A 24,825-nucleotide genomic window follows, 5' to 3' on the forward strand; every position below is an offset into this window, starting at 1 on the left:
TTAGACAGGGTTCGGCCTCTATGCTTTGGTCGATGCATACATCTACCCTCAAGAACTGGCCTAACCCTAGCTTTCCGCTCGACTTTCTCAAGGAGCGGACTGGGCGAGTTTTCTCAAGAATGTAGAAAATCGTTCCGGAAGGAGCAAGCAATTCACGAAGAGCTTTGCGCGGCCGCCTCAGCCTGTCCTGCAGCGAGCAAAGATTGCGCTAGTCCTGCCGCCTGTACGCGGATGTCTGGAACCGCCTCAATTTCAAAATATCGTCCCCGCGTGAGGGGGCCAATAACACGCACTCTTGGCGACACTTCGCCGTTCGCCGTGATGAGCGCGCAGGCACCATCCACATCGATACCGATATGCATTGAGTCTGGACGTGCCGCCCCTGTGCTCACCAGAAGCTGGAGCAGTGGATTATGGCTCGCACGGACATCAACACTCACGCCACCGCAGTCATAGACACGCGCAACCGTAAGCCGTTCGCGCTGTTCGGTCCCTCGCGCGCGGATGATCGCCACGGTATTCTCGCCGTCCCGCTCAATCCCCACAAACTCAGCTGCGCGCAGTGTCACCTGCCCCGAACGTATGGCATCGACCAGACGTTGATAAAGATCAGGTGGCAGGCGGTGACGATGGATATTCCACCAAGGCCGGATGTGGCGCAGGAACTGCCGCTTAACCGGATCAGACCAGCTCTGCCACAGTTTCTGATTAAAGGGCCGTAGGCCGTCGACAACACTGCGCCAATCGCCCCCTTTGCCCTCAGTATCGCGCACAAGCGCGCGGAACCATTTTGCCAGTTGAGGCATAGTGGTGCCGAAGGGGACATCGCTTTCACTGATCGTCAGCGGCGGCACGTCCTTATGCCCTTTCGGCAAAAGCCCGTTGCGCGAAACAACCGTGATCGGCCCCCGATGCTTGGCCTCAACCAGCGACACCCAAGCGTCCACCATCGACAGGCCGGAGCCGAGGATCATCACCGGAGCGTTCGACTCAAGCGGCGTGTCTTCTTCAGACCCGACACGAACCGCGATCCCCCGCCCGCGCGCAGGCTGCGTCTCATGCCCAACGGCCAGAACAGCGCGACGGCTCACGAGGCTGGTGCCATTGCCCAGCTCGACTTCCACACCCTTACTGGTTTCACGGAGCGATACAGCCTCTTCAGCGAGGATACGCAAACGACCCTGCATGCGTGCGCCTGCCTGACGCAAAACATCCTCTAAGTAACTGCCATATTTGCGACGCGGCACGAAAACATACGAGCTGTCGTAAACGCCCGGCTCGTGCTCTTGCAGCCAATTCCAGAAGTGATCCTTATCATCGGCGAATGCGCTCATGCCACGTGCTGGCACATTCACCCGATGGTCCTTGCGGCGGGCTGAATAGGCGAGACCTTGGCCGAACTGCCCATGGCGTTCTAGCAAGGTGACGCGCAAATCTGGATCGTCGCTTTTGAGCAAATTGGCCGCCAGCAGGACACCACTTGCACCACCACCGATAATCGTCACCGATTTCTCAGCCGGGGTCTTAGATAGGTCCTTCGGATCAGCCATGTACTGCGCCTTCCATAATAAGCTGGAAGCTGCACGCGCTCACAAAAATGAAGCTACGGCACATCGCTGCCAGGCTGAAAATCACCCAATACGAAAGCTTTGGGGATCAGCCTGAAAACTATAAAGTCGACTAAGGCACTAGACAAGAGCGCTGGACGCTCTGTGGGCCCATCGCGCGGCGGTGCCGCTGTTGTCGATCAGCCTTATCGGCAAGCTGTTGGGCCAGATCATAGCCGCGTGCCCAGCGACCAAACCCGCTAGCAATATTGATATGCCCTGCGTGCCCCAAATCCAGCACAGGGACACCCCAGTGCTGCGCGAGGGTCCGCGCTTTAGCAAGGTTCATATAGATGTCGTCGCGGCTGGCGACCATAAGCCCCGGAAATGGCAGCTTATCCCCCGGCAGCGCGCCAAACTCATAGCTGCGCGCGTGCAAGGTCGAAGTGCGCTCTATGTCCGCCGGTGCTACCAACAGCACCCCACCCACCAATGGCGCCACCGGGCTTGTGGCAAGGCGAGCCGCAAGGATAGTGCCCAGGCTATGCCCGACAACGATGGCGCCCGGATAGGTCATCACCGCTTTCTCTAACCGATGCAGCCAACGCCCAGCCTTTGGGTCAGCCCATTCGGCTTGTTCAACGAGAACAGCTTCCGGCTTGTCACGCAGCCAATAGTGCTGCCAATGGCCATCATTCGAGCCATTGAGGCCCGGCACAATGAGAACTGGTCTGGTCATGGCTCACCTGCGCGCTCACGACTATTGGCAGGGGTGTCGCGATAGTCGGGTTCAGGCGCTTTACTGGCCAGATAGCAGGCATCTTGCTCTGCTCGGCTCAAGGGCACAGCGCCCTGAGCAATATCTGGCACACCACCGAAAAAGTTTGCTTTGGATTTGGCTTCCGCTGCCGGAGCACGTTGGAGCTTTCCGGGGCCGAAGATACCGAAGAAGTAGACCATGTTCCTTCTCCTGGGTGAGGCTCCCCGGCTTACAGTGCCGGGGAGCGCTGTTCCGTTACTGGGTTGGACCGGAATAGATCTGGTCGAACACACCGCCATCGCCGAAGTACTTCGGCTGCGCTTCACGCCAGCCGCCGAAATCCTCGATCGTCACTAGGTTCAACTCACCGAAGCGCGCTGTGTCTTCAGCCGGGACCTTTGAGAAATCCGAAGGACGATAATAGTTCTGCGCTGCGATAGTCTGGCCTTCATCCGAATAGAGATATTCGAGATAGGCCTGCGCCAAATCCGTCGTGCCCTTCTTGTCGGCATTGCCCTTCACAACCGCAACTGGCGGTTCAGCGAGGATCGACAGCGACGGGGTGACGATATCGAAGGCGTCAGGGCCAAGCTCTTCGAGGGCGAGGTAAGCCTCGTTTTCCCAAGCCAGCAGAACGTCACCAATGCCACGCTGCACAAAAGTGGTGGTTGAGCCCCGTGCACCTGTGTCGAGAACGGGGACATGGCGGAAGAGCTCGGAGACAAACTCCTGCGCCTTAGCTTCATCGCCACCATTGGCTTCGCGTGCCCAGGCCCAAGCGGCGAGGAAATTCCATCGTGCGCCACCGGAGGTTTTCGGGTTCGGTGTGATCACCTCGACGCCATCAGCAATCAGGTCACCCCAATCCTGGATGCCTTTTGGGTTTCCCTTGCGAACGAGGAAGACAATGGTCGATGTGTATGGCGCACTATTATGCGGCAAGGCCTGACGCCAGTCGGCTGGAATAAGATCGGGATTGGCGTCTGAAATTGCGTTGATGTCGCTTTCGAGCGCCAGTGTGACGACATCAGCTTCGAGGCCGTCGATGACGGTGCGAGCCTGCGAACCAGAACCGCCATGGGTCACCTGTATGGCGACGGTTTCGCCCTTTTCAGCGTTCCAGTGCGTGATGAAGGCTTCGTTATAAGCGCGGTAGAGTTCCCGCGTGGGATCGTAAGACACGTTGATCAGGGTGCGATCCTGTGCCTGAGCGGTGATAGAAAAGCCCACGAGCAGGGATGCGGCGAGGGCTGAGTAGGCAACTAGCTTGGCTGTCCGTTTCATTGGGAACCTCCCGTTCGTTTGATGTTTTAAACTCTATCAACGTGGTCGCCTTTGAGAAGGTTTTGGCTTGCCGTAACGGCGAGAATGAAGAAAAAAATGCCTCCAATCCTGCTTTTGCTTGGATCAAATAGAACTTAGTTCCGAAAACACCTAAAAGATACCCCAGCTGCTTGCCGGCAGAAATCACCCTCAAATAGTTCCAGAATGGCACCCTATCAGGTTTTAAAGCGCGCGCTATCGAGGGGCCGTGCCGTTGGCATTGGCGCGCCGGCCGGTCAGAGGATCACTGTGAGGCAAAGACGGCTACGGCAAGAAGCGAGCGCGGCAACGACATGACGTGCAGGAGCGGGAAGCCACACATCTCTGACATTCTGATGCAATGACACCAGAGCACGATGCAGTTCAAACACTGACGTTTGACTTTTATTCAAAAATGACAGAACAACAGGCAGTAACAAAACTATATTTTAGTTTTTTGACAGATTGAATTGCACTTTACCAAATAAGTGCAAGGAAGTCACTTCAAAAGGGCGCACTCCCAGCAGAAGTGATTGTGCCCCGACTTTCGGTCGGGGCCCTTTTTATTAGTCTTTATTCCAAGAAGGCTTAGAGCCCGCGCAATTTGCGCAGGTTCACTGCATAGGTCTCGAAATCAGAGATCGGACGGCGCGCAACGCCGCTCTCTTCTGCTGCCTTTGCCACGGCGATCGAAACACGCTCAATCAAACGCGGATCGAACGGGTTCGGGATCAGCTTCTCGCGACCAAAGGTGCTTGCAGAACCGTCGAGTTCGGCTTCCTGCGCCAGCTCGGCAATTGCCTGCGCTGCAGCTGCCTTCATCGCTTCGTTGATCGTGGTTGCGCCGCAATCGAGCGCGCCACGAAACAAGAATGGGAAGCACAGAACGTTGTTCACCTGGTTGGCATAGTCCGAACGACCCGTGCAAACCATAGCGTCTGGGCGTGTGGCCTTCGCCAGTTCTGGCATGATTTCCGGAATTGGGTTGGAGAGACCCAAGATCAGCGGATTTTCCGCCATATTGGTCATCATGTCTGGCTTGAGCGCGCCAGCCTTGGAAAGGCCAACAAACACGTCTGCGCCATCCATAACTTCGCTCAGCTGGGTCTTGTCGGTATCCTGAGCGAAGGCTGCACGCCAACGATCTACCGAGCCAACACGCGCGGTCGTGACGAGACCCTTGCTGTCCGCCAACCAGATGTTCTCGCGCTTCGCGCCAACAGCGATGAGCATGTTCATGCAAGCGATAGCCGCAGCACCTGCACCCGAGGTGCAGATCTTGATCGAGCCAATGTCCTTGCCGATCAGCTTCATCGCATTGAGGACAGCAGCAGCCACGATGATCGCAGTACCGTGCTGATCGTCATGGAACACTGGAATGTTCATGCGCTCGCGCAACGCTTCTTCGATTTCGAAGCACTCTGGAGCCTTGATGTCTTCAAGGTTCACGCCACCAAAGCTTGGAGCGAGCGGCGCAACGATCTCGATGAACTTCTTCGGATCCTGCTCGTCGACTTCAAGGTCGATAGAGTCAATTCCAGCAAAAGTCTTGAACAGAACGGCCTTGCCTTCCATCACCGGCTTGGACGCCAGCGCACCAATATTGCCAAGTCCCAGAACGGCAGTACCGTTGGAAATCACGGCAACGAGATTGCCCTTGGAGGTGTAGCGGTAAGCCGCCTCTGGGTTCGCTGCAATTTCTTCACAAGGAATGGCGACGCCTGGCGAATAGGCGAGCGAGAGGTCGCGCGTGTTCGCGAGTGGCTTGGTCGCGACGATAGCGAGTTTACCCGGGGTCGGATACTCGTGGAAATTAAGCGCTGCGTCCTTCAGGCTGGAATTATCGACGGTCATACGGTCCTACACATGTCGAAGGGGCGGCCAGCGATGACCGCCCCTCAATAGATTCGCCCATTTTGGGCCAGTAGGAGAATGAACCCAAATTACATCGAAAAGAGAACATAGCCTTTCGACGCATGGACGATAAAGTGCAAAAACGTCTACCGGTGCAAGACCTTAGTCCTGGCCTACAACCAGCGACTTCTTGAGGAAGCTACGCGTGTTACCCTTGGGAAAATCGGGCAGTTCGCCAAAAACTTCGTAACCAGATTTTTTGTAAACATGCAGCGCGTGCGGGCTAAACGTGTCGATGTGGGCCGAATGGCAACCGCGCTGACGCGCTTCGTTCTCAGCCGCCTCAAGCATGCGACCGGCGAGCGATTGCCCGCGCGTGCTTTCATCGATCCACAGCCACTGGGTATAGAGCCAGCCCCAAGCGGTGTAGCCGGAAATCCCGCCAACAATCTCGCCGCCTTCGTTACGCACGACCACGGCGAGATTCTGCTTTTCCGACGGCCCCACCATCGCCTGATTAAAAGAGGCAAGCCCCTTGCTGATGGTGTCGAGATTTTCAGCAGCAGGCGAGGCAGTGACGTCGAATACAAGCATTTTACTGAACCAGAATGCCACCAGTCATCGGATGCGGCGCACCCGTCGTGGTGGGGAAGCTAATCGGCATATTGCGCAGAACACGCACTGCGAGGAAGGCAAAGCATTCAGCTTCCACGGCGTCGCCGCGCCAACCCACAGCTTCTGCTGGCACAGCTTCAACGCCCGCACGGATATTGAGCATAGCCATGATTGCCGGGTTGTGACGACCGCCACCGCAAACGATCAGCTTGTCTGGACGTCCGGGCAGAATGTCGAGCGCCTTACCAACGGCGCCCGTGGTGAATGCCGTCAAAGTCGCCGCGCCATCATCCGCGCCAAGGCCCTCGGCCATGGTGTGGAGGAAGTCGAAACGGTCGAGCGATTTGGGATAGGGGGCGGAGAGGTATTTATGGGTCAAGAGATGCGCGAGGCGCTCTTCGTCAACCGTGCCGCGCAGTGCCATGGCACCATTGCGGTCCATTTCGCCCAGGCCCAACGACTTTACAAAGTCGTTGATCGGGGCATTGGCCGGACCGGTATCGAAAGCCACGAGCGTGTCTGCACCATCCCAATAGGTAACGTTGGAAACGCCGCCCAGATTGAGCACTGCGGTCTTGCCATCAACATGGCCCAGCGTGCGAAGCAACGCTTGGTGATAGACAGCTGCCAAAGGCGCGCCCTGCCCGCCAGCACGCACGTCCGCCGAGCGGAAGTCATAGGCAACAGGAATGCCGAGAATTTCGTTCATCAGCTTGCCATTGCCCAGCTGACGTGTCGCGCCAATGCGACCCGGAACCGGCGCGCGGTGCAATACTGACTGGCCATGAAAACCCACGACGCCAATGTCCGACGGCTTGAGACCGGCCTGAGCGACGAGGTCAGCCACAGCCGCAGATTGCGCACGGGTCAGCGCATCTTCAGCCTTGGCGAAAATGGCCGGCTCTTCGCCCTCAAAATTCCAAACCCGGGCTTCCGCCAATGCCTGCTCCAGCATCTCGCGGATGTCTGCGGGATAGGGCGCGAGCGTATAAGCACCAAATTCGCTGATCGTCTCGCCATCGGTGCGCAACAGCGCAACGTCGATGTTTCCGTCCAGCACCGTGCCTGTCATCAGGCCAACAGCCCAAATCGGCTCCATGTGCGTCTCCTAGTTTGCGTTGATAGCGTCAGCCACAGCGCGACGGAGCGGAATGATACCGCTGTCGAAATGGCGCGTGGGGTGAACGCGATTGGTAAGAAGTGTCCAGGCATGACCGCGCTCGAAATCGAGCCAGAGGCCAGTGCCGGTAAATCCAGTGTGACCGATCGTGGAAGAAGAGCTGAGCTCACCACCTGACCAGCCCTCATAGGGGCGCTCCCAGCCATGGGTGCGACGCCCCGAAAGCGGCGTGCGGATCAGTGCGTTTTCGCCCGCAGACTGCAGTTTTCCCGCAGCGAAGTCGAGGACTGAAGAGACCGTGCCAAATAGCCCTGCGTGACCAGCACCATTGAGCGCCGAGCAATTGTCGTCATGCACTTCGCCAACGAGAACGCGATGACGCCAATAGCAATCTTCGGTCGCTGCAGAATTGTCCGGATCAGCGTCCCAAGCAAAACCCTTGCCGGGATCAAGATCGCGGATCCAGCACTTGTTCAGCCGCTCCAGCACAAAGCCGAGAAGGATGAAGTTGATATCAGAATAGACCGAAGGTCCTGCCGTATACTCATATTGCAGAATAAGCGTACGCAGCAGGTCCGGGTCACGCCCATAGGCGTAGAAGGGAATGACAGCTGGGAACGGCGTCTGATGCCCGAGGCACTGACGAAAGGTAACCTTCCGCTCCCAATTGTCGAGATTGTAATGGCGGAAGTCTGGCAGGACGGATGTGATCGGCTTGTCGAGGTCGATCGTCCCCGCTTCTGCCAAAGCCAGAATACGCTCGGTGGTAAAAAGCACTTTGGAGAGCGAGGCCAGATCGAACCAAGCGTCCTCGGTCATCGCCCGCGCCGCAGGAACGGTCTGAGCCTGCCCCATAACGCGGGTGACACGATTGCCGTCGCGATCGACAAGGCCCAAAATCCCACCTGGAATTTTACCGGCCTCAATCGCTGCCGCAACCGGCGCGAACGCCCGATCGAGCTTGCTCTCCAAAATACCCATAGGCCTAAGCCTCCAACCGCACCTGATGATCCGCCCCGGCCTGACGCCACTGCGCCGCTGGCGGTTCATAACCCACCGGACGCACGAGTGATGGCACTTGCGTATTGTCGACAGCAAAGCTCTGACGACGACGCTCAACCGCCGGAACGGCGGAAATCAGGCGCTTGGTATAGCTATGCTGTGGATCGGCCAGGATCGACTTGGCGTCGCCAATTTCCACCACCTGCCCCGCGAACATAACCGCCACGCGGTGCGAGATGCGTTCCACTACGGCCATATCATGCGAGATAAAGAGGTAAGCGAGGTTGAACTCTTTTTGCAGTTCAACCAAAAGCTCAATCACCTTGGCCTGAACCGAAACGTCGAGCGCCGACACAGCTTCATCGAGAACAACGACGTCGGGGTTCAGCATGAGCGCACGCGCAATGCACAGGCGCTGGCGTTGACCACCGGAGAACTGATGCGGGAAACGCACCAGCGCGTCTTCTGGCAAGCCAACACGCTTCAAGAGAAACAGCATACGCTCGCGCAATGCAGCATCCATCTTGCCGCCATTGGCAATCGCTGGCTCGGCCAACAAAGCCTCAACGTTCAAGCGCGGATTGAGCGACGCAAACGGGTCCTGAAACACCATCTGGATCGGACGGCGCGAGCGACCGGTTTTAGCGTCGATCTCACCACGGTGCTTTTGCACGAGGCCGAGAACAGCACGCGCGGTTGTCGACTTTCCGCAACCGCTTTCGCCGACAATCCCGAGCGTTTCGCCCGGCATCAAATCAAAGCTCACGCCATCAACGGCATGGATCGCGCCTGTCGACTTGAAGAACTTCTTCTTCATTGGGAAGCGTACGACCAGATCAGACACCTTGACGATTGGCTCCATGCCTTCGGCACGCGGGCTATCGGTGCGGACCGAACGGCCCGAGGTGAAGTGTGGCACGGCATTGAGCAGATGCTTGGTGTACTCATGCTGCGGGTTGTCGAGCACTTCATCAGCAGCGCCCTGCTCCACGCACACGCCATTTTGCATGACCATGATGCGATCAGCGATACCGGCGACAAGGCCGATATCATGGGTGATGAAGATCATCGACATGCCCGTCTCAGCCTTAAGCTCAGAGAGGAGCGCCATGATCTGGGCTTGCACGGTAACGTCCAATGCCGTGGTCGGTTCGTCAGCGATGAGGAGGCGCGGGCTCGCGGCCAAGGCCATGGCAATCATGACGCGCTGGCGCATACCGCCCGAGAGCTGATGCGGGAAATATGCCGAGCGCGTTGCCGCGTCCGGAATACGAACGCGCGCCAAAACCTCGAGCATCGCCTTTTTGGCAGCTTCCCCCGTGTGCCCATGGCTTAGGCGGAAGGCTTCTTCGATCTGATCGCCAATCGTGTGAACCGGATTGAGCGATGTCATTGGCTCTTGGAAGATCATGCCAACGTCGCGACCGCGCAGCGAGCGCATGGTCACTTCATCAGCCGAGGCGACATCAACCACAGTGCCGTCTTGACGCTGCAGTTTGATCGACCCACTGATCACCTTGCCGCCGCCAAAATCGACGAGGCGGTTGATCGACAGCGCTGTCACCGACTTGCCTGAGCCACTCTCGCCAACGATGGCGAGCGTTTGTCCTGGCAGCAGGTCAAAGCTTACGCCATGCACGACTTCATTAGCCTGCGGATCACGGCCAAAGCCGACCTTCAGGTCTGTTACGGAAAGCAGTGGGGTGGTCATGCTGCCCTCCTCTGAGTACGCGGATCAAGAATGTCACGCAGCGCATCGCCGGTGAGGTTAAAGCCCAAAATGCCGAGCATGATGGTCACGGCCGGGAAGATCATCAGCCACGGCGCCTGCTGCATCAAATTCTTGCTTTCGGCCAGCATCACCCCGAGCGATGGGGTCGGAGGCTGTGTACCAAGGCCAAGGAACGAGAGACCCGCTTCGGTGAGCAATGCCCAAGCCAGCGCCAAAGTCACCTGCACGGCGAGCGGAGCCACAAGATTGAGCAGCAAGTGGCGGCTCAAAATATAGGGCTGCGACGAACCAAAAGTGCGCGCTGCATCGACGAAGTCGCGGTTTTTCAGCGACAGCGCCGGGCCACGCACCACGCGGGCAAAGATGGGGATGTAAACCAGCGCAATCGCAAACACCGAAGTGAACGTGCCCGGACCCACAATCGCGATGATCAGAAGCGCTAGCAGGATCGCAGGGAAGGCCAGCAGAATGTCCATGACGCGCATGAACAAGCCATCCCACAATCCGCCCCACCAAGCCGACAACAGGCCAATAATGGTGCCAACGACCGTCGCAATGGCCACCGCCGCAAAGGCGATGATCAACGACTGACGAATGCCAACCATCAGACGGCTCAACGTGTCACGACCAAGCAGATCGGTTCCGAACCAATAGGTAGCGCTCGGCCCCTTGAGGCGGTCGATAGCAAAAAGCTTGAGTGGGTTGTGCGGCGTCAAACTCAACGCACCCAAAATGGCGACGATGAGATAGACGGAAATGATAACCAGCCCGATCCGACCTGACGGATGCCGAGCAAGAGCGCCAAGAACTTTGCGCATCAGCGGTTTCCGATACGAATACGCGGATCGAGCGCCACATAGGCGAGATCGACCAGCAGGTTAACCACGAGGAAGTTGAAGGCGATAAACAGCACCGAGCCCTGCACCAGCGCATAGTCGCGCTGTGTGATCGCATCGAGCGTCAAACGGCCAACGCCGGGCAGCGCAAAAATCTGCTCAACGATAACGGCACCGCCTAGCAAATAACCGAACTCGACACCGGCAAGGGTCACAACCGGGATCAGCGCATTCGGCAGTGCATGACGCCAAACAACGCTGCGCGGCGAAGCGCCCTTGGAGCGCGCGGTACGGATGTAGTCGTCACTCAACACATCCAGCATGGACGAGCGCGCAATGCGCGTCACAGACGCAGCAAAGGCAAAACCAAGCGTGATTGCCGGGAAAATAAGCTGACCAATGCTCGCCAATGGGTCCTGCAACAGCGGGGTAAAGGTCCCCATTGCAGGCACAAAGCCGAAGAATACTGACAGCACAAAAATGATCAGTACGCCGACGACGAAGCTTGGGGTCGATTGCCCCAGCATGGCCAGCATACGAATACCAAGATCGCTTGGACGCTCATTGCGAGTCGCGGCCAGCACACCGAGCGGAATACCGATGGACATGGCAATAACCATGCTCATCAGCGCCAGCTGCAAGGTGAGCGGGAAACGCTCGAGAATGACGGTCATGACGGGCTTGCCATAAATCGTTGAAATGCCCAAGTCGCCCTGGAACACACCACCAATCCAGCGCAGATACTGCGACCAAACCGGTTGATCTATGCCGAAATAATTAGCCAATGCGGCGCGCTGGTCGGGCGTAAGCAGCCCTGCTTCAGTGCCAAGCATGGCGGTGATCGCGTCACCCGGAACCATCCGGATTGCCACGAATACGAGGATCGAAACCCCCAAAAGGATCAGCGGAAATGTGATGAGCCGCTGTACCACGTAATTCATAAAACCCGTCCTGCGGACGAGGCTGGCCGAAATGACCAGCCTCAGATTGCATTAATTACTGAATGGAGACCGTGGTCAGACCAAACAGAGTGCCTGTTGGCGACGATTCAAAGCCAACAACGTTCTTCTGCGAAGCGGTGTAGCTGTAACCGGTCGAGAGCCACAGCCATGGAGCCTGTTCGGCCATGTGGCGTTCCCATTCCTGGAAGACTTCCTTGCGGGCAGCCGGATCGGTTTCCCACTGACCCTGCTTGAGCAGAGTGTCAGACTTTTCGTCGAGGAAGTTGGAAACCTTCTGCAGGTTGCCTTCATTGGTGAAGTAGCGGTTGTACATCGGATATGGATCCGGACGGCCGCCGTTCTGCGCAACTGCCATATCGAAATCACCCTTGAGCCAGGTGTCGACATAGACGTTGAGTTCCATCATTTCGATTTCGAGCGTGACGCCGATTTCTGCCAGCTGTGCCTGCAGAACCTGAGCCTGCGACGCTGCGGTTGGCGGCTCGCCAGTCGCTGCAATCACCTTCACGGAAAATGGCTCAACGCCAGACTGCTCCATCAGCGACTTCGCAGTTGCGATGTCCTGGTTGTAGCAAAGCAGGGTCGATGGGTCCTGAGCAAATGCAGGCATGGTCAGAGGACCGGTGACAGCACCTTCACCAGCAAGCGCAGCGTCAACGATTTCCTGACGGTTGATCGCGCAGCTCATAGCCTGACGCACGAGCAGATTGTCCATCGGCGCACGCGATGGGTTCAGCTGCAACACGTTGTAAGCAAGACCGGTAACGCGGTTGAGCGTCAGGTTCTGCTCGTTCGGGACGAGGGTTGCAACCAGCGGGTCGTTGAGCAGAGCGAAGTCGGTCTGGCCAGCGCGGAGCGAAGCCAGGATCGCGGTTTCGTCTGGCAGAACCGAGATGTTGATGCCTTCGATGGCAATTGCGCCACCAGCCCATTCGGTGTTGGTCTTGAGAACTTCCTTGGAGTTTGGCTCCCAGGATTCAAGAATGAACGGACCCGAGCCAACAGCGGTGTTGCCGACGTTGCCAGCTTCAATTTCGCTAGCAGGAACGATCGCCGCGTTCACGGTTGCCATAGCAACCAGCAGCGGTACGTCTGGGGTCGAGAGGTTGAAAACAACGGTCTCAGCATCTGGGGTGTCGATGCTGGCGATGGTCAGGAAGTTCGCGCGCGCAGCGGCACCGGTTGCTTCGTCCATAAGACGATCAAACGAAGCCTTGACGTCAGCTGGGGTAACAGCGGCACCGTTGGTGAACTTGGCCTTTGGATCAAGCTTGAAGGTCAAGGTCTTTGCGTCTGGCGCAAATTCCCAAGACGCAGCGATCGCAGGAACAACGTTCAGATCTGCGTCCAGACGAACCAGAGGCTCATAGATCAGCTCAAGCAGGCGGAGCGAAGAAAACGCAGTCTGCTTGTGTGGATCAAGGCCAGTGGCGTCCTGCGACCAAGCCATATTCAAAGTTGCGGCCTGTGCCGGCAGCGCAAAAGCTGCGGTCGACAGAGCCGTTGCCACGGCAAGCCCAGCGATGAGCTTACGGGATGTCATCCAGTTCATACTTCCCTCCATAGGACCAGCCTGAACACAGAGCTCGGCTGGATTGGTATCGACGCCCTTGCTCTTTTAGGAGCCAAAGCGAACGCCCGGCAGGATTAAACCTGTCTGGGGCAATTCCAGCTAGCGTATGAACCCACACCCTTCTCTGTCAATAATTTTCAGATGTCTTGTCTCGTTTGAACTTTTGTTACACACAAGAGTCAAATCTGCGAACAAATTGGCTAAGACCGGTTTCGCAGAGGAGGATGTGAGGAACAGCTTTGGGCATACAGTCGACGATTGAAGCTTCGACCAGTAAATTTACCCCAGCAACACAGCGTGTGGCCTCTGCGGTGCTCGCAAACCCAACCCTGGTCATGGAAAAGACGATTTCCGAATTGGCCAGTTGTTGCGACACATCAGTGGCTTCCGTGGTGCGATTCTGCCGCATCCTCGGTCTTTCGGGTTATGCCCAATTGCGCATGACGCTCGCGACCGAACTGGGCCGCGAAGCCGCTCAATTTGGCTCCGCCCAAACGCTCGGCGCTGAAATCGCCAAGTCCGACACCCTCCAAGAGATAGCCTCAAAGATCGCATCGCTCGAAATGCTCGCCATTGATGAGACTGTGAGCGGGCTCGATTATGAAGTGCTGGATCGCGTTGTAGCGCTCATTGACCAAGCGCCCCGCATTCTACTGTTTGGAATTGGCGCGAGCCAATTTGTGGCGCGAGACCTCCACCACAAGCTTTTCCGTATCGGCCGCAGCGCGTTTCTCCTCACCGATACACATGAGGCGTGGTCCTCAGTTCTGCTCGCGCCAAAAGGCACAGTGGCCATCGGCTTCTCGCACTCGGGTGAAACGGCCGACACGGTGCGGTTCGTAGAACTGGCACGTGACGCTCACTTGCACACACTGGCCATCACCGGCAGTCCAGATTCCTCTATCGCCCGTGCCGCACAGGATCGCCTCACGACCAGCGCCCGCGAAAGTCACCTCCGCGCGGGCGCTATGGTGAGCCGCATTGCGCAACTGCTCATTGTCGACTGTCTCTTTATGGGCGTCGCGCGCCAGCGCTATGACGAAACCATCGACGCCCTACAACGCACGCGCGACGTGACCCACCCGCGCTGATCACTGACCCCAAAGCGTCATTGCCGCCATGTCGATGACCCCATCACGATAGATAAGACCACCGGGACGATCTTGCGCCAGCAAAAGTGGACCATCCAGATCCACCCAGCGCGCCGATGCCGCCAACAGCGCAGCTGGTGCCATGGACAGCGAACTACTCACCATGCAGCCAACCATGATCGACATATTAAGGTATTGAGCGCGTTCCACGACCGCCAAAGCCTCCGTCAGTCCACCAGTCTTATCGAGCTTGATGTTGATCGCATCGTACCGCGTTACCAACTCGTCGATCCCGGCGAGCGCATGTGCGCTTTCATCAGCGCAGATCAAAACCGGATGATCAATTTCGGCCAAACGCCAATCATTCGATGCCGGCAGCGGCTGCTCGACCAGCTCAACCCCCAATTGCGCTGAGAGCGCCAACATCGGCTCCAGTACGTCCGCGGTCCAGCCCTCATTGGCATCCACCAAAAGCCGTGCATTGGGCACAGCCGCCCGCACCGCTTTAAGCCGCTCCGCATCGCCCTCAGCACCAAGCTTCAATTTCAAAAGAGGCATATGCGCAGCCGTGCGTGCCGCCTCGGCCATGACCTCAGGCCGATCAAGGCTAATGGTGAATGCTGTCGTGACATGCGATGGCAACTTCAGCCCACACATATCTGCAACTTTAAGCCCCCGCTCCCGCGCTTCTAAATCCCACAGCGCACAATCCAAGCCATTGCGCGCGGCGCTTGGCTTCAGTGCCTTGAGCAATCCCTGACGATCCAGCCCGCCAGCGATCAAACTGGCCATAGTTTCAATCGTTGCGACCGTTTCCGCAGGCGTTTCACCATATCGCGGATAGGGCACGCATTCGCCCCGCCCAATGACGCCGTCGCGCTCGATCTCAACGCTGACCACGGCCTGTTCGGTACGGCTCCCCCGAGAAATAGTGAACTTGCCGGCGATAGGGAAAACATCGATCGAGGCACGAAGGTGTGTAGTCATTCTATGGGCTCAATTATAGGCGGTCAGCAGGAACCGGCGCTGCGCGATTTCTGCGGGGTCACAACACGTCTAGCAACAAAAAAACCCGGCCTCAGAAGAGACCGGGCACAATTGGTCGGAGTAGAGTGATTCGAACACTCGACCCCCTGCTCCCGAAGCAGGTGCGCTACCAGGCTGCGCTATACTCCGTCAGGCACTGCAATCATTTCTGACTGCGTTGCTTGGCTAATACCGCCGTAATTGACCATCTTCAAGCACCCTTGCACTCAAATTCTGTGCGCCCAATGGCACTGAATGCAACGCTCGGAGTTCATCCCACTCCGATCACAAATCACGTTTCCGCGATAATTCGAATGACACAACCACACCGATATCGTTAAACACATTGAAATAACAATGATGCCACAATCTAAGACGCCCAATAGACTTCAATACAATACTTTAGAGGATATGATTGAGCCCCACCAAAGCAGCCAATAAGCCTAAATCTCGTCGCGGATTACCGCTTCGATCATTTATCGCTTTGGTGATTTTTATCGCCATGCTGCCTCCGGTAGTGATGCTCTCGTTAACCCTAATGCGCGTTTCAGACGCCGACCGTGAGACGGCGGAACAGCGCTTCCTCGACAACGCTGCGCTGATTGCCGGGCTTGTTGAGAGTGCGGTGGCGGCCCACGCTTCAATGATCAGCTCCCTAACAGCAGATCAGGATCAACTCATTCCGCTGGCCCGTCACTTTGACGGCAATATCGACATCACCCGTCAACCCAGTCAGAGCCTCGCTGAGAGCGAACCGCAAACCTGGCGGCTGGGCAATCTCTACGACATTGAAGAAGGGGTGAGTGCCCGCGTCCCCCTCACCATCCCTCTGGCCAACGGCGACAGCCAGATAAATCTACACGCCGACGCCAAGGCGTTGACGCGCAATATCGATCTCTCGTCCAGCGCCAATTCAGACCTACTGATCGCGCTCGTCGACGGCAATGGCCGCGTGGTTGCACGCTCCGCTCAGCAGGAGCGGTTTTTGGGCCGTCCGGTGCCAACATGGAGCGCGTTGCTAGCTGTCGGTGCCGACACCGGCCTTTTTGACGCCGAAACATTAGAGGGTGACATGATCACCTTCGGTTTCTCGAAGGTGAAAAACACGGACGGCTGGGCGGTCGTAATCGGCCTCCCGAAAGCGGTCTTCCAAGCACGTTGGCAAGAACCGATGGCCGTGCTGGCCATCGGCGCAATTATTACAGTCTTCGCAACCATTGCACTCTCGAGCTGGATGGCCTCGCTCATTGTCACCCCGGTGACAGGTCTTGTGCAGCGCGCCCGCAGTATATTGCGCGATGAACCTTTGGCCGAGGACTTGGCCCCAACTCCAGTCATTGAGTTGGCCGAACTCCAGACGGCGCAGACGCGCGCCCAACAAGTACTGCTCGAACGCGCACGTGAGCTCTCCATCAGCAATCAACGGTACCGCGCCTTGGTCAAAGTTGGCGCGCTCGCTACGTGGCGCACCGACGTTGAAGGCAAGAGACTTGAACTGGAAGGCTGGGAAGAGCTCAGCAATGAGCCGTGGCAGCACGATCCAAGCTGGTCAAATCTCGTTCACCCCGAAGACAGCCCCTACACAGCCGACGTCTGGGAGCAAAAACGTCGGTCGCCAGAACCCTTGGTCTTGGAGTTCCGCATCAGGGTGGGCGTAGATGATACTGCGTGGATTAAATGCCGAGGCGCTCCCATCCTCAACGATCTGGGCGACGTCATCGAGTGGATTGGCACATTCGAGAATATCGATGAGCAGAAGCGCCAACATTTGCGCATCAGCCATCTCGCCTATCACGACAGCCTCACCGGCCTTGCCAATCGCAGTCAATTGGATGAGCACTTAGAACAGGCTTGGGAAGGCTTAGAGCATCAGCGCCAAAGCGCGCTCCTCTATATCGACCTTGATCGGTTCAAACAGGCCAATGATCGCTATGGCCACGCCGTTGGCGACGAAATCCTGCGCCATGTTGCCGAGCGCCTCCAAGGCCTAACGCGGCCCGGAGACATTGCTGCCCGCATGGGCGGGGATGAGTTCGCCCTTGTCCTGCATGACATTCAGGACCCCAGCGTTGCTCATCTCGTGGGCATGCGCATCGTCAAAACGCTCTCCCGGCCCTACAACCTCTCAGGGCAGCTGATCGAAATCGGCGCCAGTGTCGGCATCTCGCTGCTGACGGTCGACAGCGCAGACATCGTCTCGTGGCTCAAGCAAGCCGACAGCGCTCTTTACGCCGCCAAATCGGCAGGTCGGAACCGCTGCATGATGTTCGAAGAGTTCGATAAGGTCGAGCAAAAGCTCTAACCTGCCGCAAAGCGCTTCCTTTCCGAAAAAAAATCTTCTGTGTCGCAGTAGGCAAAACTTGCGCACACTAGGCTTTGTATTTCCTAACGAATTCAATTAACCATGAGCCCAAGCGGCACATTTTTCCTAGCAAGCGAGCACTTATTACCTACTAACTCATTGAAACATATATATTTTTATAAAATATCAGCGCCTGAAAACTGCCGGACAGCCGTGTAACTGTTGACCCCTCATTGCGAGGGAGAAACGCAGGAAGCGGACATGATGGTTGAAATGGCTGCCGAGAAATTCGGCGACAGCATCACAGTACCAGTGCGAAACGATCAGTTTTCGCCCCGTGTTGTGCAGGCGCCAGTGCCAACAGAACGCCCCATGGACGAAGACGACCTCCTCTTAAGACGCATTGCCGAACACGACGAGGCTGCTTTCCGCGCGCTGGTTGAACGCCATGTCGATCGCGCCTTCGCCCTTGCCTTGCGCATCCTCAACAACGAAGCCGACGCTGATGATGTCGTACAGGATGTGCTGCTGAAGGTTTGGACCACTCGCGGCACGTGGCAGGAAGGTCGCGCGCGTTTTTCAACCTGGCTTTATCGCGTCGTCACCAATCGCTGCCTTGACCTGCGTCGTCGCCCACGCACCGAAGACATCGAAACTGCGCCTGATGTTCAGGATGATCGCCCGGATGCCGTCACCACCATCCACCAGGGTGAAGTGGGTCTCTTGCTCGAAAAAGCGATGAGCCGCCTGCCCGACCATCAGCGCATTGCCGTGATTTTGGCCTACCACGATAATTTATCTAACCCCGAAATTGCAGAAATTTTGAACACGACCGTCTCGGCTGTGGAATCCCTTTTGAAGCGCGGACGCCAGCATTTGCGGCATAATTTGCGAAATGACGAAGTCGACATTCTGGACTCTTTTACCAAGGGTTAACCATAAGCCTCACATCGGCTGAATTTTCTCCGCCCGACTTGCGTCACTCCCACCGTTCTACTGTCAGACGCGGCGATGCTGCGACAGCGGCCCCAGAATGAAGGGCCGCAGACATCAGTACTTAGGAGTAGGTCCATGCCTGTTATTTCCACGAACATTGCTGCAAACTCGGCTGTCCGTCACCTGAACGCAAACTCGGCTGAGCAGAGCGCATCGCTCGCCAAGCTCGCTTCCGGCACCCGTATCGCACAGGCATCTGACGACGCTGCTGGTCTTGCTATCTCGACCCGTATCTCGTCCGACGTGACCACTCTGACCCAGGCAGCGACCAACGCTTCCCACGGCATCTCGATCCTGCAGACTGCTGACGGCGGCGCTGCAAACATCTCCGACATTCTTCAGCGTATGAAGGCACTGTCTGCTCAGTCGGCTTCCGGTACCGTAACCGACGGCGAACGTACCTACATCAACGCTGAATTCACCCAGCTGATCGAAGAAATCGACGGCATCTCGACCGGTACCCGTTACAACGGTGAATCGCTGCTCGACGGTTCCTCTTCGCAGGACTTTGCGACCGGTATCAACATCATGGTCGGCTCGGACGCTGGCGACATGATCTTGCTCCAGATTGGCCTGCTGGACTCCACGACGCTCGGCGTTGACGCAGCAGCCGTTGACACCCAGGCAAACGCACTCGCGGCAATCGCTCTGATCGACACCGCAATCGACACCGTATCGAACGCACGTGCAAACATCGGTGCTCTCGAATCCCGCTTCGCATTCCGCGGCGCTTCGATCGCAACCTCGGTTGAAAACCTCTCGGCTGCTAACTCGGCAATCGCTGACGTTGACGTCGCTGCTGAATCCGCAAAGCTCGCTTCGGCTAAGGTCAAGACCCAGGCTGCAGTTGCAGCAGCTGCCCAGGCATCGCAGATGCCACAGGAACTCCTCAAGCTCCTGAACTAATCATCGTCTAATCGGGCGCGCTGACCATCAGCGCGCCCGAACTCTTTATCTATGGAGTTGAATTTTGAGCACTGTTAGCACCACGTCGTCCGCAACCCCCGCTGCGACCACGACCGTCGTTGCGGCGCCGAAAACCTCCACGACCAAGCCGGTAAAAGAGCCGAGTGACGGCACCAATATCGACTGGGCCGGACTGATCGAAGAGTCCGTCAACGCCAAACTGGCGAAAGCGACTTCCATCGATCTCAAGATCGATGCGAACGACCTAAAGATGGCGGCCTATCAAGACGCCAAAAACCTACTGTCATCGCTTCAAACCGCAGCCAACGCTCTGCGCGCGCCATCTGGCAGCACCGCAAGAAGCACAGACGCTTTCCTGTCGCGTAGCGCCTATTTGACCGCCAATGGCAACGTCAATGCAGCTTCAGTTTTCTCTGCAACGGTAGATCCAGCCGCCGATCAGGGCACCTATAAGCTCGAAGTCGTGCAGCTCGCGACCGCTCACAAGATTTCTAGCGGCACCGTCGCTACCAAAACATCAGACCTGAACATCACGAGCGTCATTTCGCTGGGCGTTGAAGGCGGCACCCCCTCGACCCTCTCCATTACAGCTGACATGTCGCTAATGGAGATTTCCGAGGCCATCAACAAGACCAAGGCCTCATCGGGCGTTCAGGCGAGCATCGTCCAGGTCACTCCAAACGACTTCCGCTTGATCCTGACGGCGACCGAAACCGGCAAGTCGATCACCTCCGAAGTCCTCTCGGGCGATGACGCGCTTGGTGCACTCGGCCTGACCAATCCGGCAGGTGATTTCGCAACTGTACTTCAGGACGCCCAGCAGGCGATCGTCCGCGTCGATGATCTGGAAGTTACCCGCTCGTCCAATGAGATCAGCGACATCATCACCGGCACGACCCTCTACCTCTATCAGGCCACACCGCCCGGCACCTCGATCACTCTGGAAGTCGACGCCAACGTCAACAATGTCAAAACCGCCATTCTCCAGCTGGTCGAGGCCTATAACGCCTACCGCGACTTCGCTGTAAAGCAGCAGACATTGCCCAGCCGCACCTACGATCCACCGCTGTTTGGCGATGGCACAATGCGCAGCGTTAACGCTTCTATCGGCGACGCATTGGCAACGGCCATTGGCTCAGAATCAATGAGCCTACTTGGCCTGACTTACGACAATCAGAACAAACTCGTCATCGAAGAAGACAAGCTTGATAATATTCTACTGACCAATTTATCGGCAGTTCAGAACTTGCTTAGCTTCGGCATGACAACGTCGAATACCAACATCCAGCTGTTGGCGCGCGGCTCCAGCCTACCACCGGATTTTACGCTCGACATCGAAACCGACGTCAATGGCGTTCTAACAGGCGCCACCGTAAACGGCCAAACTGGTCTCTTCACTGTTTCCGGCGCGCGCCTCGTCGGTGCCGCTGGCACGGCGTACGAAGGCATCTCTCTGGTTTACACCGGCACCTCTCCAGCTGCCGTTGACCTCTCCTTCAAGACGGGCATCGCAGAAAAGCTCTTCAACGCGGCCAATGGCGCCACCAGTGGCTCCGGCTCTTTGACATTGCTGATCAACAACTTATCGTCTCAGAGCACCGAGATGACCAAGCGGAGCGATAACATTCGGTCGCAGGCAGAAGCCTATCGCACCACCATATCGATGCGCTATGCCCGATACCAAGCAGCCATTGCCCAGGCTGACTCCATGAAGGACTATCTGAGCACCCTGCTCGACACCTGGAACGCCAAGTCATGATGCAGCAAGCCATGGCGGTTAACGCCTATCGCCAAGCGGCGACCCAAGTTCATCCGATGGTCGCAGTGGTCAAGCTTTTTGATGAAGTCTTGCGCCGCATTCGACGTACGCAACTAGACCATCAGAATAAGCGGATGGAAGACGCGTATAATAATATATCACGCGCCTCCCTCATCTTGCGCGGACTCGCAGCCAACTTGCGCACTGAAAAAGGCGCAGATATGGCTGAAACACTAAAGCATACCTATATTGCGAACATGATCGCAATGAACACCGCATTCGGGAAACCTGATGCAGTTGAACGGTATGACAAGATCATTGAAGGTCTCAAAGAACTGCGCAATGCTTGGGCCGAAGTGGCCGGCATGCCAGCTATCTAAATAGATCCCCTCAGTGGTCTTGATTGTGAAAGCAATCGGCCACAACCAGGAGGGGACGTGGACGTCGAAGAGTTTGAGGCGCATCTCGCGCAGTTCGGCAACCGGTTCGAAGATTGGCCATCCAATCTGCGATCATCTGCCTTTATCCTCACCTCGCTCAACCCCACGGCCAAGTCGCTGCTCGACGAAGACAGTCGCCTCCGGGCCATCTTTGCCGAACAGCCCAAGCTCCGAGCTCCTGCGGACCTCGTCGAGCGGATCATGCTAGCGGCACGTCAGTCCGACACCAATCCGCGCTAAAATAACTTTTTTTGATATTTTTTTGCCGCCCATTTTACATGGGCGCGCATAGTCATTCCGCTGCCCAAACGCGAATTCACCGTGCATGATCTTGAACAGCCGCGCCTGCCCCGGTGAGTAGTTTACCAAGAACTGCACGAACCGTTTGGCTATATCGCGTTTGGCAGCGCCCGCATTACAGCAGTACAGACCAACCACCCGGCAACTCCTGACGCTGCGCATTGGCTGTTACGGCAAAAATTGCCGACCCTATACAATCCCATTACTGATTTTATTCTATTCTCCCTGCAAAATTTGCAGCGCACCAACTTTATAATTCCAAGTCAAAAGCCCTAAACAACTTACAGACAGCAAAAAATCTGCGCCTGAATTCCTGACCTCGCCCGTTTCACTAATAGCGCCCTATGGCGTCCATTTTTGAAATCTGTCGACGGCTTGCTGCTCCCACCAGCGCCACCGACGCCTTGGGGTTCACCATGAGCATTTCAGCGCTTTCATCCGCAGCGGGCACCTCCAGCTCTTTAGCAACGTCTACCGCGCGAAAGGGTGGCCTCGATACCGACGCCTTCCTGCGCCTCATGGTCGAACAGCTCCAAAACCAGAACCCGCTCGATCCGACTGACTCCAACCAGTTGCTGAGCCAGATGGTTTCCTACGCCAGCTACAACGAACAGTCCGCGACCCGCGAAAGCATGGCCGAGCTGACCAAGCTCGTGAAGACCATCGCCACCTCCCTCGATATTCAAGTCTGAGTTATTAAATGAGCCTTTCAGCAGCACTGGGCGCAGCCGTCACCGCCTTGAACTCGCAGAGCTCCGCCCTGTCGATCATCTCGACCAACTTGGCCAACAGCTCGACCAACGGTTACAAGTCCATCGACGCGAGCTTCGCCAGCCTCCTGTCCGGCGGCACATCCAAGGCCAGCAATGGCACTGGTGGCGTATCGGTCGCTAGCCGTCAGAACGTCCTTTCGCAGGGCCTGCTCAGCCACTCGTCCAGCTCCACCAACATGGCGATCACCGGCAACGGTTTCTTCATCGTCTCGGGCGGGCAGGAATCGAAGGAACTTGGGTACACCCGTAACGGCGAATTCGGCGTCGACGAAGAAGGTTTCCTCGTCAACAATGGCCAGTATCTGATGGGCTGGGCAACCGACGCTTCTGGCGTCGTCACCGGCAGCGAAAGCGCTGACGCCCTCAGCTCGATCGACACAGACGCCATTGCAACCATTGCTTTGCCAACGTCGAACATGACGCTGATGGCCAACCTCCCAGCTGAAGCAGCTGACGGTTCGACCTTCACCTCCGCGCTCGAAATCTACGACAGCTTGGGCACTGCAGGCTCGATCGACGTCACCTGGACCAAGGTTGGCCCACGTGAATGGACGGCACAGTTTGCTGACCCAACCATGGCAGGCGGGGGCGCCGCAACAGGTACCGTAGCCAGCCCGGCTATTACCATCAACTTCAATGCTGACGGCACACTGGCCAGCACCAACCCGAACCCACCAGAACTGCTCGTCACTGGTTGGGCCACTGGCGCTGCGGACTCGACCATTTCGCTGAACCTCGGCTCACCGGGCACGTCGTCTGGCCTGAGCCAGTATTCGAGCGGCGCGACAACCCCAGCGGTTGAAGTGAAAAGCTCGCACGATGGTGTAGGCCTGGGCGCTCTGAGCGGCATCGAAGTAACCGACGCTGGTATCGTAAAGGCGCTTTACGATAACGGTCTGTCCCGCGCGATCTACAAGGTTCCACTGGCAACCTTCTCGAACGCAAACGGCCTGACCGTTTCCGACGGTGGCGTTTATTACGCAACAACAACCTCGGGCAATGCAGCTCTGCGCACCGCAGGTGAAGGCGGAGCCGGGACCATCTCTGGCAGCCGTCTCGAAGTATCAACCACCGATACCAACTCTGAGTTCTCCAAGATGATGGCTGCGCAGCAAGCCTACTCGGGAGCCGCCCAGGTGATGTCGGCGGCGAACTCGATGTTCGACACGCTCATCTCCGCCGTTAGATGAGTTCTTCAGAACAAAAGGAAGACGCGCATTTTGCGCGTCTTGCCGTTCTGAAAGCCCAAATCGAACAAGAGTTCGGCGCGGGTAAGGAACCGCCCCCTGCCGAACGCGAAGCGCGCCTAATCGCGCTTCTCGCCTCAGTACAGACCCTCATCGAAGACCTCTCGCACATGCGCGATGAAATCGGTGAGCAACTCCAGGGCTCCGCCAGTGGCCTTCTAGCCAATGCCGCGTACCGCTCTTCAGCCGGACTTGGAACGAACCGAAATGACCAGTGAACAGACCGAACTCGACACTCAATTTGGCGTCCTGATCACTCTGATGACCGAACTGACGGCATTGCTGGACCGTGAAAACCGCGCCCTTGAGGCCGGACTGCGCACTTCTCTGGCTTTCGCTGCAGAGCGAACCCACGAGCGCAAGGCCGAACTCAGCGCCGAGCTGGAAACATGGGTTAGTCAGGTCCGCAGTGGTCAGATCAATCTCGGCTTGGCATCACCAGACGTCCGCGAGCAGGTCACCGCCAGCTCCGAAGCTCTTGACGCTGTCGTCAAAGAGAACATGGAGCGGCTGAAGGCGGGCATTGAAACCACCCGCACCCGCGTTGAGGCGATCATGAGCGCCATCCGCGAACAAGCAACTTCCGAAGGCGCCTATGATGCAACCGGCCGACGGGCCCGCATCTCCGACGCCCCATCAAGCCTATTGGTATAAGGTCTCG

General features: G+C 57.2%; 23 protein-coding genes, 1 tRNA gene and 1 pseudogene. 11 read left to right on the forward strand and 14 right to left on the reverse strand.

The features are described 5' to 3' along the window. Window positions 1-152: 152 nt before the first annotated feature. The 12 genes and pseudogenes from JHL21_RS09445 to JHL21_RS09500 all read right to left on the reverse strand — a co-directional run bounded on the left by JHL21_RS09445 (window position 153) and on the right by JHL21_RS09500 (window position 13,282). Window positions 153-1,550: an FAD/NAD(P)-binding protein gene (locus JHL21_RS09445; RefSeq protein WP_200213143.1), complete on the reverse strand. Its 1,398-nt coding sequence runs from the start codon at window positions 1,548-1,550 to the stop codon at window positions 153-155. A gap of 130 nt (window positions 1,551-1,680) precedes the next feature. Next, window positions 1,681-2,286 carry an alpha/beta hydrolase gene (locus tag JHL21_RS09450; protein ID WP_200213144.1) on the reverse strand — a complete coding sequence of 202 codons (606 nt, stop codon included), beginning with the start codon at window positions 2,284-2,286 and terminating at the stop codon, window positions 1,681-1,683. Next, window positions 2,283-2,507, reverse strand: coding sequence for a hypothetical protein (locus tag JHL21_RS09455; RefSeq protein ID WP_199532025.1), 225 nt, complete (start codon window positions 2,505-2,507; stop codon window positions 2,283-2,285). Before JHL21_RS09455 ends, JHL21_RS09450 begins: the two co-directional genes overlap by 4 nt. Window positions 2,508-2,562: 55 nt before the next feature. Then, window positions 2,563-3,591, reverse strand: coding sequence for a sulfate ABC transporter substrate-binding protein (locus JHL21_RS09460; protein ID WP_199532024.1), 1,029 nt, complete (start codon window positions 3,589-3,591; stop codon window positions 2,563-2,565). 639 nt (window positions 3,592-4,230) lie between these two features. Further along, window positions 4,231-5,463: pseudogene (locus JHL21_RS09465) on the reverse strand (malic enzyme-like NAD(P)-binding protein); the annotation flags it as partial. Window positions 5,464-5,625: 162 nt separating this feature from the next. Beyond that, window positions 5,626-6,057: a GNAT family N-acetyltransferase gene (locus JHL21_RS09470; protein ID WP_200213147.1), complete on the reverse strand. Its 432-nt coding sequence runs from the start codon at window positions 6,055-6,057 to the stop codon at window positions 5,626-5,628. 1 nt (window position 6,058) lies between these two features. Next, on the reverse strand, window positions 6,059-7,177 hold the full coding sequence (locus JHL21_RS09475) for an anhydro-N-acetylmuramic acid kinase (RefSeq protein ID WP_200213148.1): 1,119 nt from the start codon (window positions 7,175-7,177) through the stop codon (window positions 6,059-6,061). A gap of 9 nt (window positions 7,178-7,186) precedes the next feature. Then, complete coding sequence (locus tag JHL21_RS09480) at window positions 7,187-8,179, reverse strand: serine hydrolase (protein ID WP_200213149.1); 993 nt, start codon at window positions 8,177-8,179, stop codon at window positions 7,187-7,189. A gap of 4 nt (window positions 8,180-8,183) precedes the next feature. After that, window positions 8,184-9,911: an ABC transporter ATP-binding protein gene (locus tag JHL21_RS09485; RefSeq protein WP_200213150.1), complete on the reverse strand. Its 1,728-nt coding sequence runs from the start codon at window positions 9,909-9,911 to the stop codon at window positions 8,184-8,186. Further along, the gene (locus JHL21_RS09490; protein WP_200213151.1) at window positions 9,908-10,750 is read right to left on the reverse strand and encodes an ABC transporter permease; all 843 of its coding nucleotides are present in this window, start codon (window positions 10,748-10,750) and stop codon (window positions 9,908-9,910) included. Before JHL21_RS09490 ends, JHL21_RS09485 begins: the two co-directional genes overlap by 4 nt. Further along, window positions 10,750-11,709: an ABC transporter permease gene (locus tag JHL21_RS09495; protein ID WP_182394312.1), complete on the reverse strand. Its 960-nt coding sequence runs from the start codon at window positions 11,707-11,709 to the stop codon at window positions 10,750-10,752. The genes JHL21_RS09490 and JHL21_RS09495 overlap by 1 nt, the downstream gene beginning before the upstream one ends. A gap of 55 nt (window positions 11,710-11,764) precedes the next feature. Next, window positions 11,765-13,282 (reverse strand): ABC transporter substrate-binding protein, encoded by a 1,518-nt coding sequence (locus JHL21_RS09500; RefSeq protein WP_169195439.1) that lies wholly within the window; start codon window positions 13,280-13,282, stop codon window positions 11,765-11,767. A 260-nt stretch (window positions 13,283-13,542) separates the two neighbouring features. Here JHL21_RS09500 and JHL21_RS09505 point away from each other — a divergent pair, with 260 nt between their 5' ends. Then, window positions 13,543-14,394: a MurR/RpiR family transcriptional regulator gene (locus tag JHL21_RS09505; protein WP_200213152.1), complete on the forward strand. Its 852-nt coding sequence runs from the start codon at window positions 13,543-13,545 to the stop codon at window positions 14,392-14,394. On the opposite strand, the gene dgcA is transcribed toward JHL21_RS09505, so the two are convergent. Both dgcA and JHL21_RS09515 read right to left on the reverse strand, forming a co-directional pair. After that, window positions 14,395-15,381 (reverse strand): N-acetyl-D-Glu racemase DgcA, encoded by a 987-nt coding sequence (gene dgcA / locus JHL21_RS09510; RefSeq protein WP_200213153.1) that lies wholly within the window; start codon window positions 15,379-15,381, stop codon window positions 14,395-14,397. 112 nt (window positions 15,382-15,493) lie between these two features. After that, a tRNA-Pro gene (locus tag JHL21_RS09515) sits at window positions 15,494-15,570 on the reverse strand. Window positions 15,571-15,835: 265 nt separating this feature from the next. Here JHL21_RS09515 and JHL21_RS09520 point away from each other — a divergent pair. The 10 genes from JHL21_RS09520 (at window position 15,836) to JHL21_RS09565 (ending at window position 24,818) form a co-directional block, all read left to right on the forward strand. Then, entirely contained in the window at window positions 15,836-17,722 is a 1,887-nt protein-coding gene (locus tag JHL21_RS09520) for a diguanylate cyclase (RefSeq protein ID WP_200213155.1), read from the forward strand. Window positions 17,723-17,983: 261 nt separating this feature from the next. Continuing rightward, entirely contained in the window at window positions 17,984-18,658 is a 675-nt protein-coding gene (locus JHL21_RS09525; RefSeq protein ID WP_254082001.1) for an RNA polymerase sigma factor, read from the forward strand. A 135-nt stretch (window positions 18,659-18,793) separates the two neighbouring features. Beyond that, window positions 18,794-19,624, forward strand: a complete 831-nt coding sequence (locus JHL21_RS09530) for a flagellin (RefSeq protein WP_200213156.1) — start codon at window positions 18,794-18,796, stop codon at window positions 19,622-19,624. 64 nt (window positions 19,625-19,688) lie between these two features. Continuing rightward, window positions 19,689-21,404 (forward strand): flagellar filament capping protein FliD, encoded by a 1,716-nt coding sequence (gene fliD / locus JHL21_RS09535; protein ID WP_200213158.1) that lies wholly within the window; start codon window positions 19,689-19,691, stop codon window positions 21,402-21,404. Continuing rightward, on the forward strand, window positions 21,401-21,784 hold the full coding sequence (locus tag JHL21_RS09540) for a flagellar export chaperone FliS (protein ID WP_169195430.1): 384 nt from the start codon (window positions 21,401-21,403) through the stop codon (window positions 21,782-21,784). The genes fliD and JHL21_RS09540 overlap by 4 nt, the downstream gene beginning before the upstream one ends. 57 nt (window positions 21,785-21,841) lie before the next feature. Next, window positions 21,842-22,084 carry a hypothetical protein gene (locus tag JHL21_RS09545; RefSeq protein WP_200213159.1) on the forward strand — a complete coding sequence of 81 codons (243 nt, stop codon included), beginning with the start codon at window positions 21,842-21,844 and terminating at the stop codon, window positions 22,082-22,084. A gap of 476 nt (window positions 22,085-22,560) precedes the next feature. Then, window positions 22,561-22,836, forward strand: coding sequence for a flagellar hook capping FlgD N-terminal domain-containing protein (locus JHL21_RS09550; RefSeq protein ID WP_182394321.1), 276 nt, complete (start codon window positions 22,561-22,563; stop codon window positions 22,834-22,836). 8 nt (window positions 22,837-22,844) lie between these two features. After that, on the forward strand, window positions 22,845-24,107 hold the full coding sequence (gene flgE / locus JHL21_RS09555) for a flagellar hook protein FlgE (protein ID WP_169195427.1): 1,263 nt from the start codon (window positions 22,845-22,847) through the stop codon (window positions 24,105-24,107). Beyond that, window positions 24,104-24,382 (forward strand): hypothetical protein, encoded by a 279-nt coding sequence (locus JHL21_RS09560; RefSeq protein WP_169195426.1) that lies wholly within the window; start codon window positions 24,104-24,106, stop codon window positions 24,380-24,382. Before flgE ends, JHL21_RS09560 begins: the two co-directional genes overlap by 4 nt. Then, window positions 24,372-24,818 (forward strand): hypothetical protein, encoded by a 447-nt coding sequence (locus tag JHL21_RS09565; RefSeq protein ID WP_200213160.1) that lies wholly within the window; start codon window positions 24,372-24,374, stop codon window positions 24,816-24,818. Before JHL21_RS09560 ends, JHL21_RS09565 begins: the two co-directional genes overlap by 11 nt. The last annotated feature ends 7 nt before the right edge of the window (window positions 24,819-24,825 follow it).

Source organism: Devosia sp. WQ 349K1 (assembly GCF_016595685.1).
In the GTDB taxonomy this organism is placed as follows: Bacteria; Pseudomonadota; Alphaproteobacteria; order Rhizobiales; family Devosiaceae; genus Devosia.

What these genes read in the sequence shown, in the direction of transcription:
- JHL21_RS09445 (WP_200213143.1), bottom strand. Translation starts at nt 1,550, where the DNA reads ATGGCTGATCCGAAGGACCTATCTAAGACCCCGGCTGAGAAATCGGTG.
- JHL21_RS09450 (WP_200213144.1), bottom strand. Translation starts at nt 2,286, where the DNA reads ATGACCAGACCAGTTCTCATTGTGCCGGGCCTCAATGGCTCGAATGAT.
- JHL21_RS09455 (WP_199532025.1), bottom strand. Translation starts at nt 2,507, where the DNA reads ATGGTCTACTTCTTCGGTATCTTCGGCCCCGGAAAGCTCCAACGTGCT.
- JHL21_RS09460 (WP_199532024.1), bottom strand. Translation starts at nt 3,591, where the DNA reads ATGAAACGGACAGCCAAGCTAGTTGCCTACTCAGCCCTCGCCGCATCC.
- JHL21_RS09470 (WP_200213147.1), bottom strand. Translation starts at nt 6,057, where the DNA reads ATGCTTGTATTCGACGTCACTGCCTCGCCTGCTGCTGAAAATCTCGAC.
- JHL21_RS09475 (WP_200213148.1), bottom strand. Translation starts at nt 7,177, where the DNA reads ATGGAGCCGATTTGGGCTGTTGGCCTGATGACAGGCACGGTGCTGGAC.
- JHL21_RS09480 (WP_200213149.1), bottom strand. Translation starts at nt 8,179, where the DNA reads ATGGGTATTTTGGAGAGCAAGCTCGATCGGGCGTTCGCGCCGGTTGCG.
- JHL21_RS09485 (WP_200213150.1), bottom strand. Translation starts at nt 9,911, where the DNA reads ATGACCACCCCACTGCTTTCCGTAACAGACCTGAAGGTCGGCTTTGGC.
- JHL21_RS09490 (WP_200213151.1), bottom strand. Translation starts at nt 10,750, where the DNA reads ATGCGCAAAGTTCTTGGCGCTCTTGCTCGGCATCCGTCAGGTCGGATC.
- JHL21_RS09495 (WP_182394312.1), bottom strand. Translation starts at nt 11,709, where the DNA reads ATGAATTACGTGGTACAGCGGCTCATCACATTTCCGCTGATCCTTTTG.
- JHL21_RS09500 (WP_169195439.1), bottom strand. Translation starts at nt 13,282, where the DNA reads ATGAACTGGATGACATCCCGTAAGCTCATCGCTGGGCTTGCCGTGGCA.
- dgcA (WP_200213153.1), bottom strand. Translation starts at nt 15,381, where the DNA reads ATGACTACACACCTTCGTGCCTCGATCGATGTTTTCCCTATCGCCGGC.
- JHL21_RS09525 (WP_254082001.1), top strand. Translation starts at nt 17,984, where the DNA reads ATGATGGTTGAAATGGCTGCCGAGAAATTCGGCGACAGCATCACAGTA.
- JHL21_RS09530 (WP_200213156.1), top strand. Translation starts at nt 18,794, where the DNA reads ATGCCTGTTATTTCCACGAACATTGCTGCAAACTCGGCTGTCCGTCAC.
- JHL21_RS09540 (WP_169195430.1), top strand. Translation starts at nt 21,401, where the DNA reads ATGATGCAGCAAGCCATGGCGGTTAACGCCTATCGCCAAGCGGCGACC.
- JHL21_RS09550 (WP_182394321.1), top strand. Translation starts at nt 22,561, where the DNA reads ATGAGCATTTCAGCGCTTTCATCCGCAGCGGGCACCTCCAGCTCTTTA.
- flgE (WP_169195427.1), top strand. Translation starts at nt 22,845, where the DNA reads ATGAGCCTTTCAGCAGCACTGGGCGCAGCCGTCACCGCCTTGAACTCG.
- JHL21_RS09560 (WP_169195426.1), top strand. Translation starts at nt 24,104, where the DNA reads ATGAGTTCTTCAGAACAAAAGGAAGACGCGCATTTTGCGCGTCTTGCC.
- JHL21_RS09565 (WP_200213160.1), top strand. Translation starts at nt 24,372, where the DNA reads ATGACCAGTGAACAGACCGAACTCGACACTCAATTTGGCGTCCTGATC.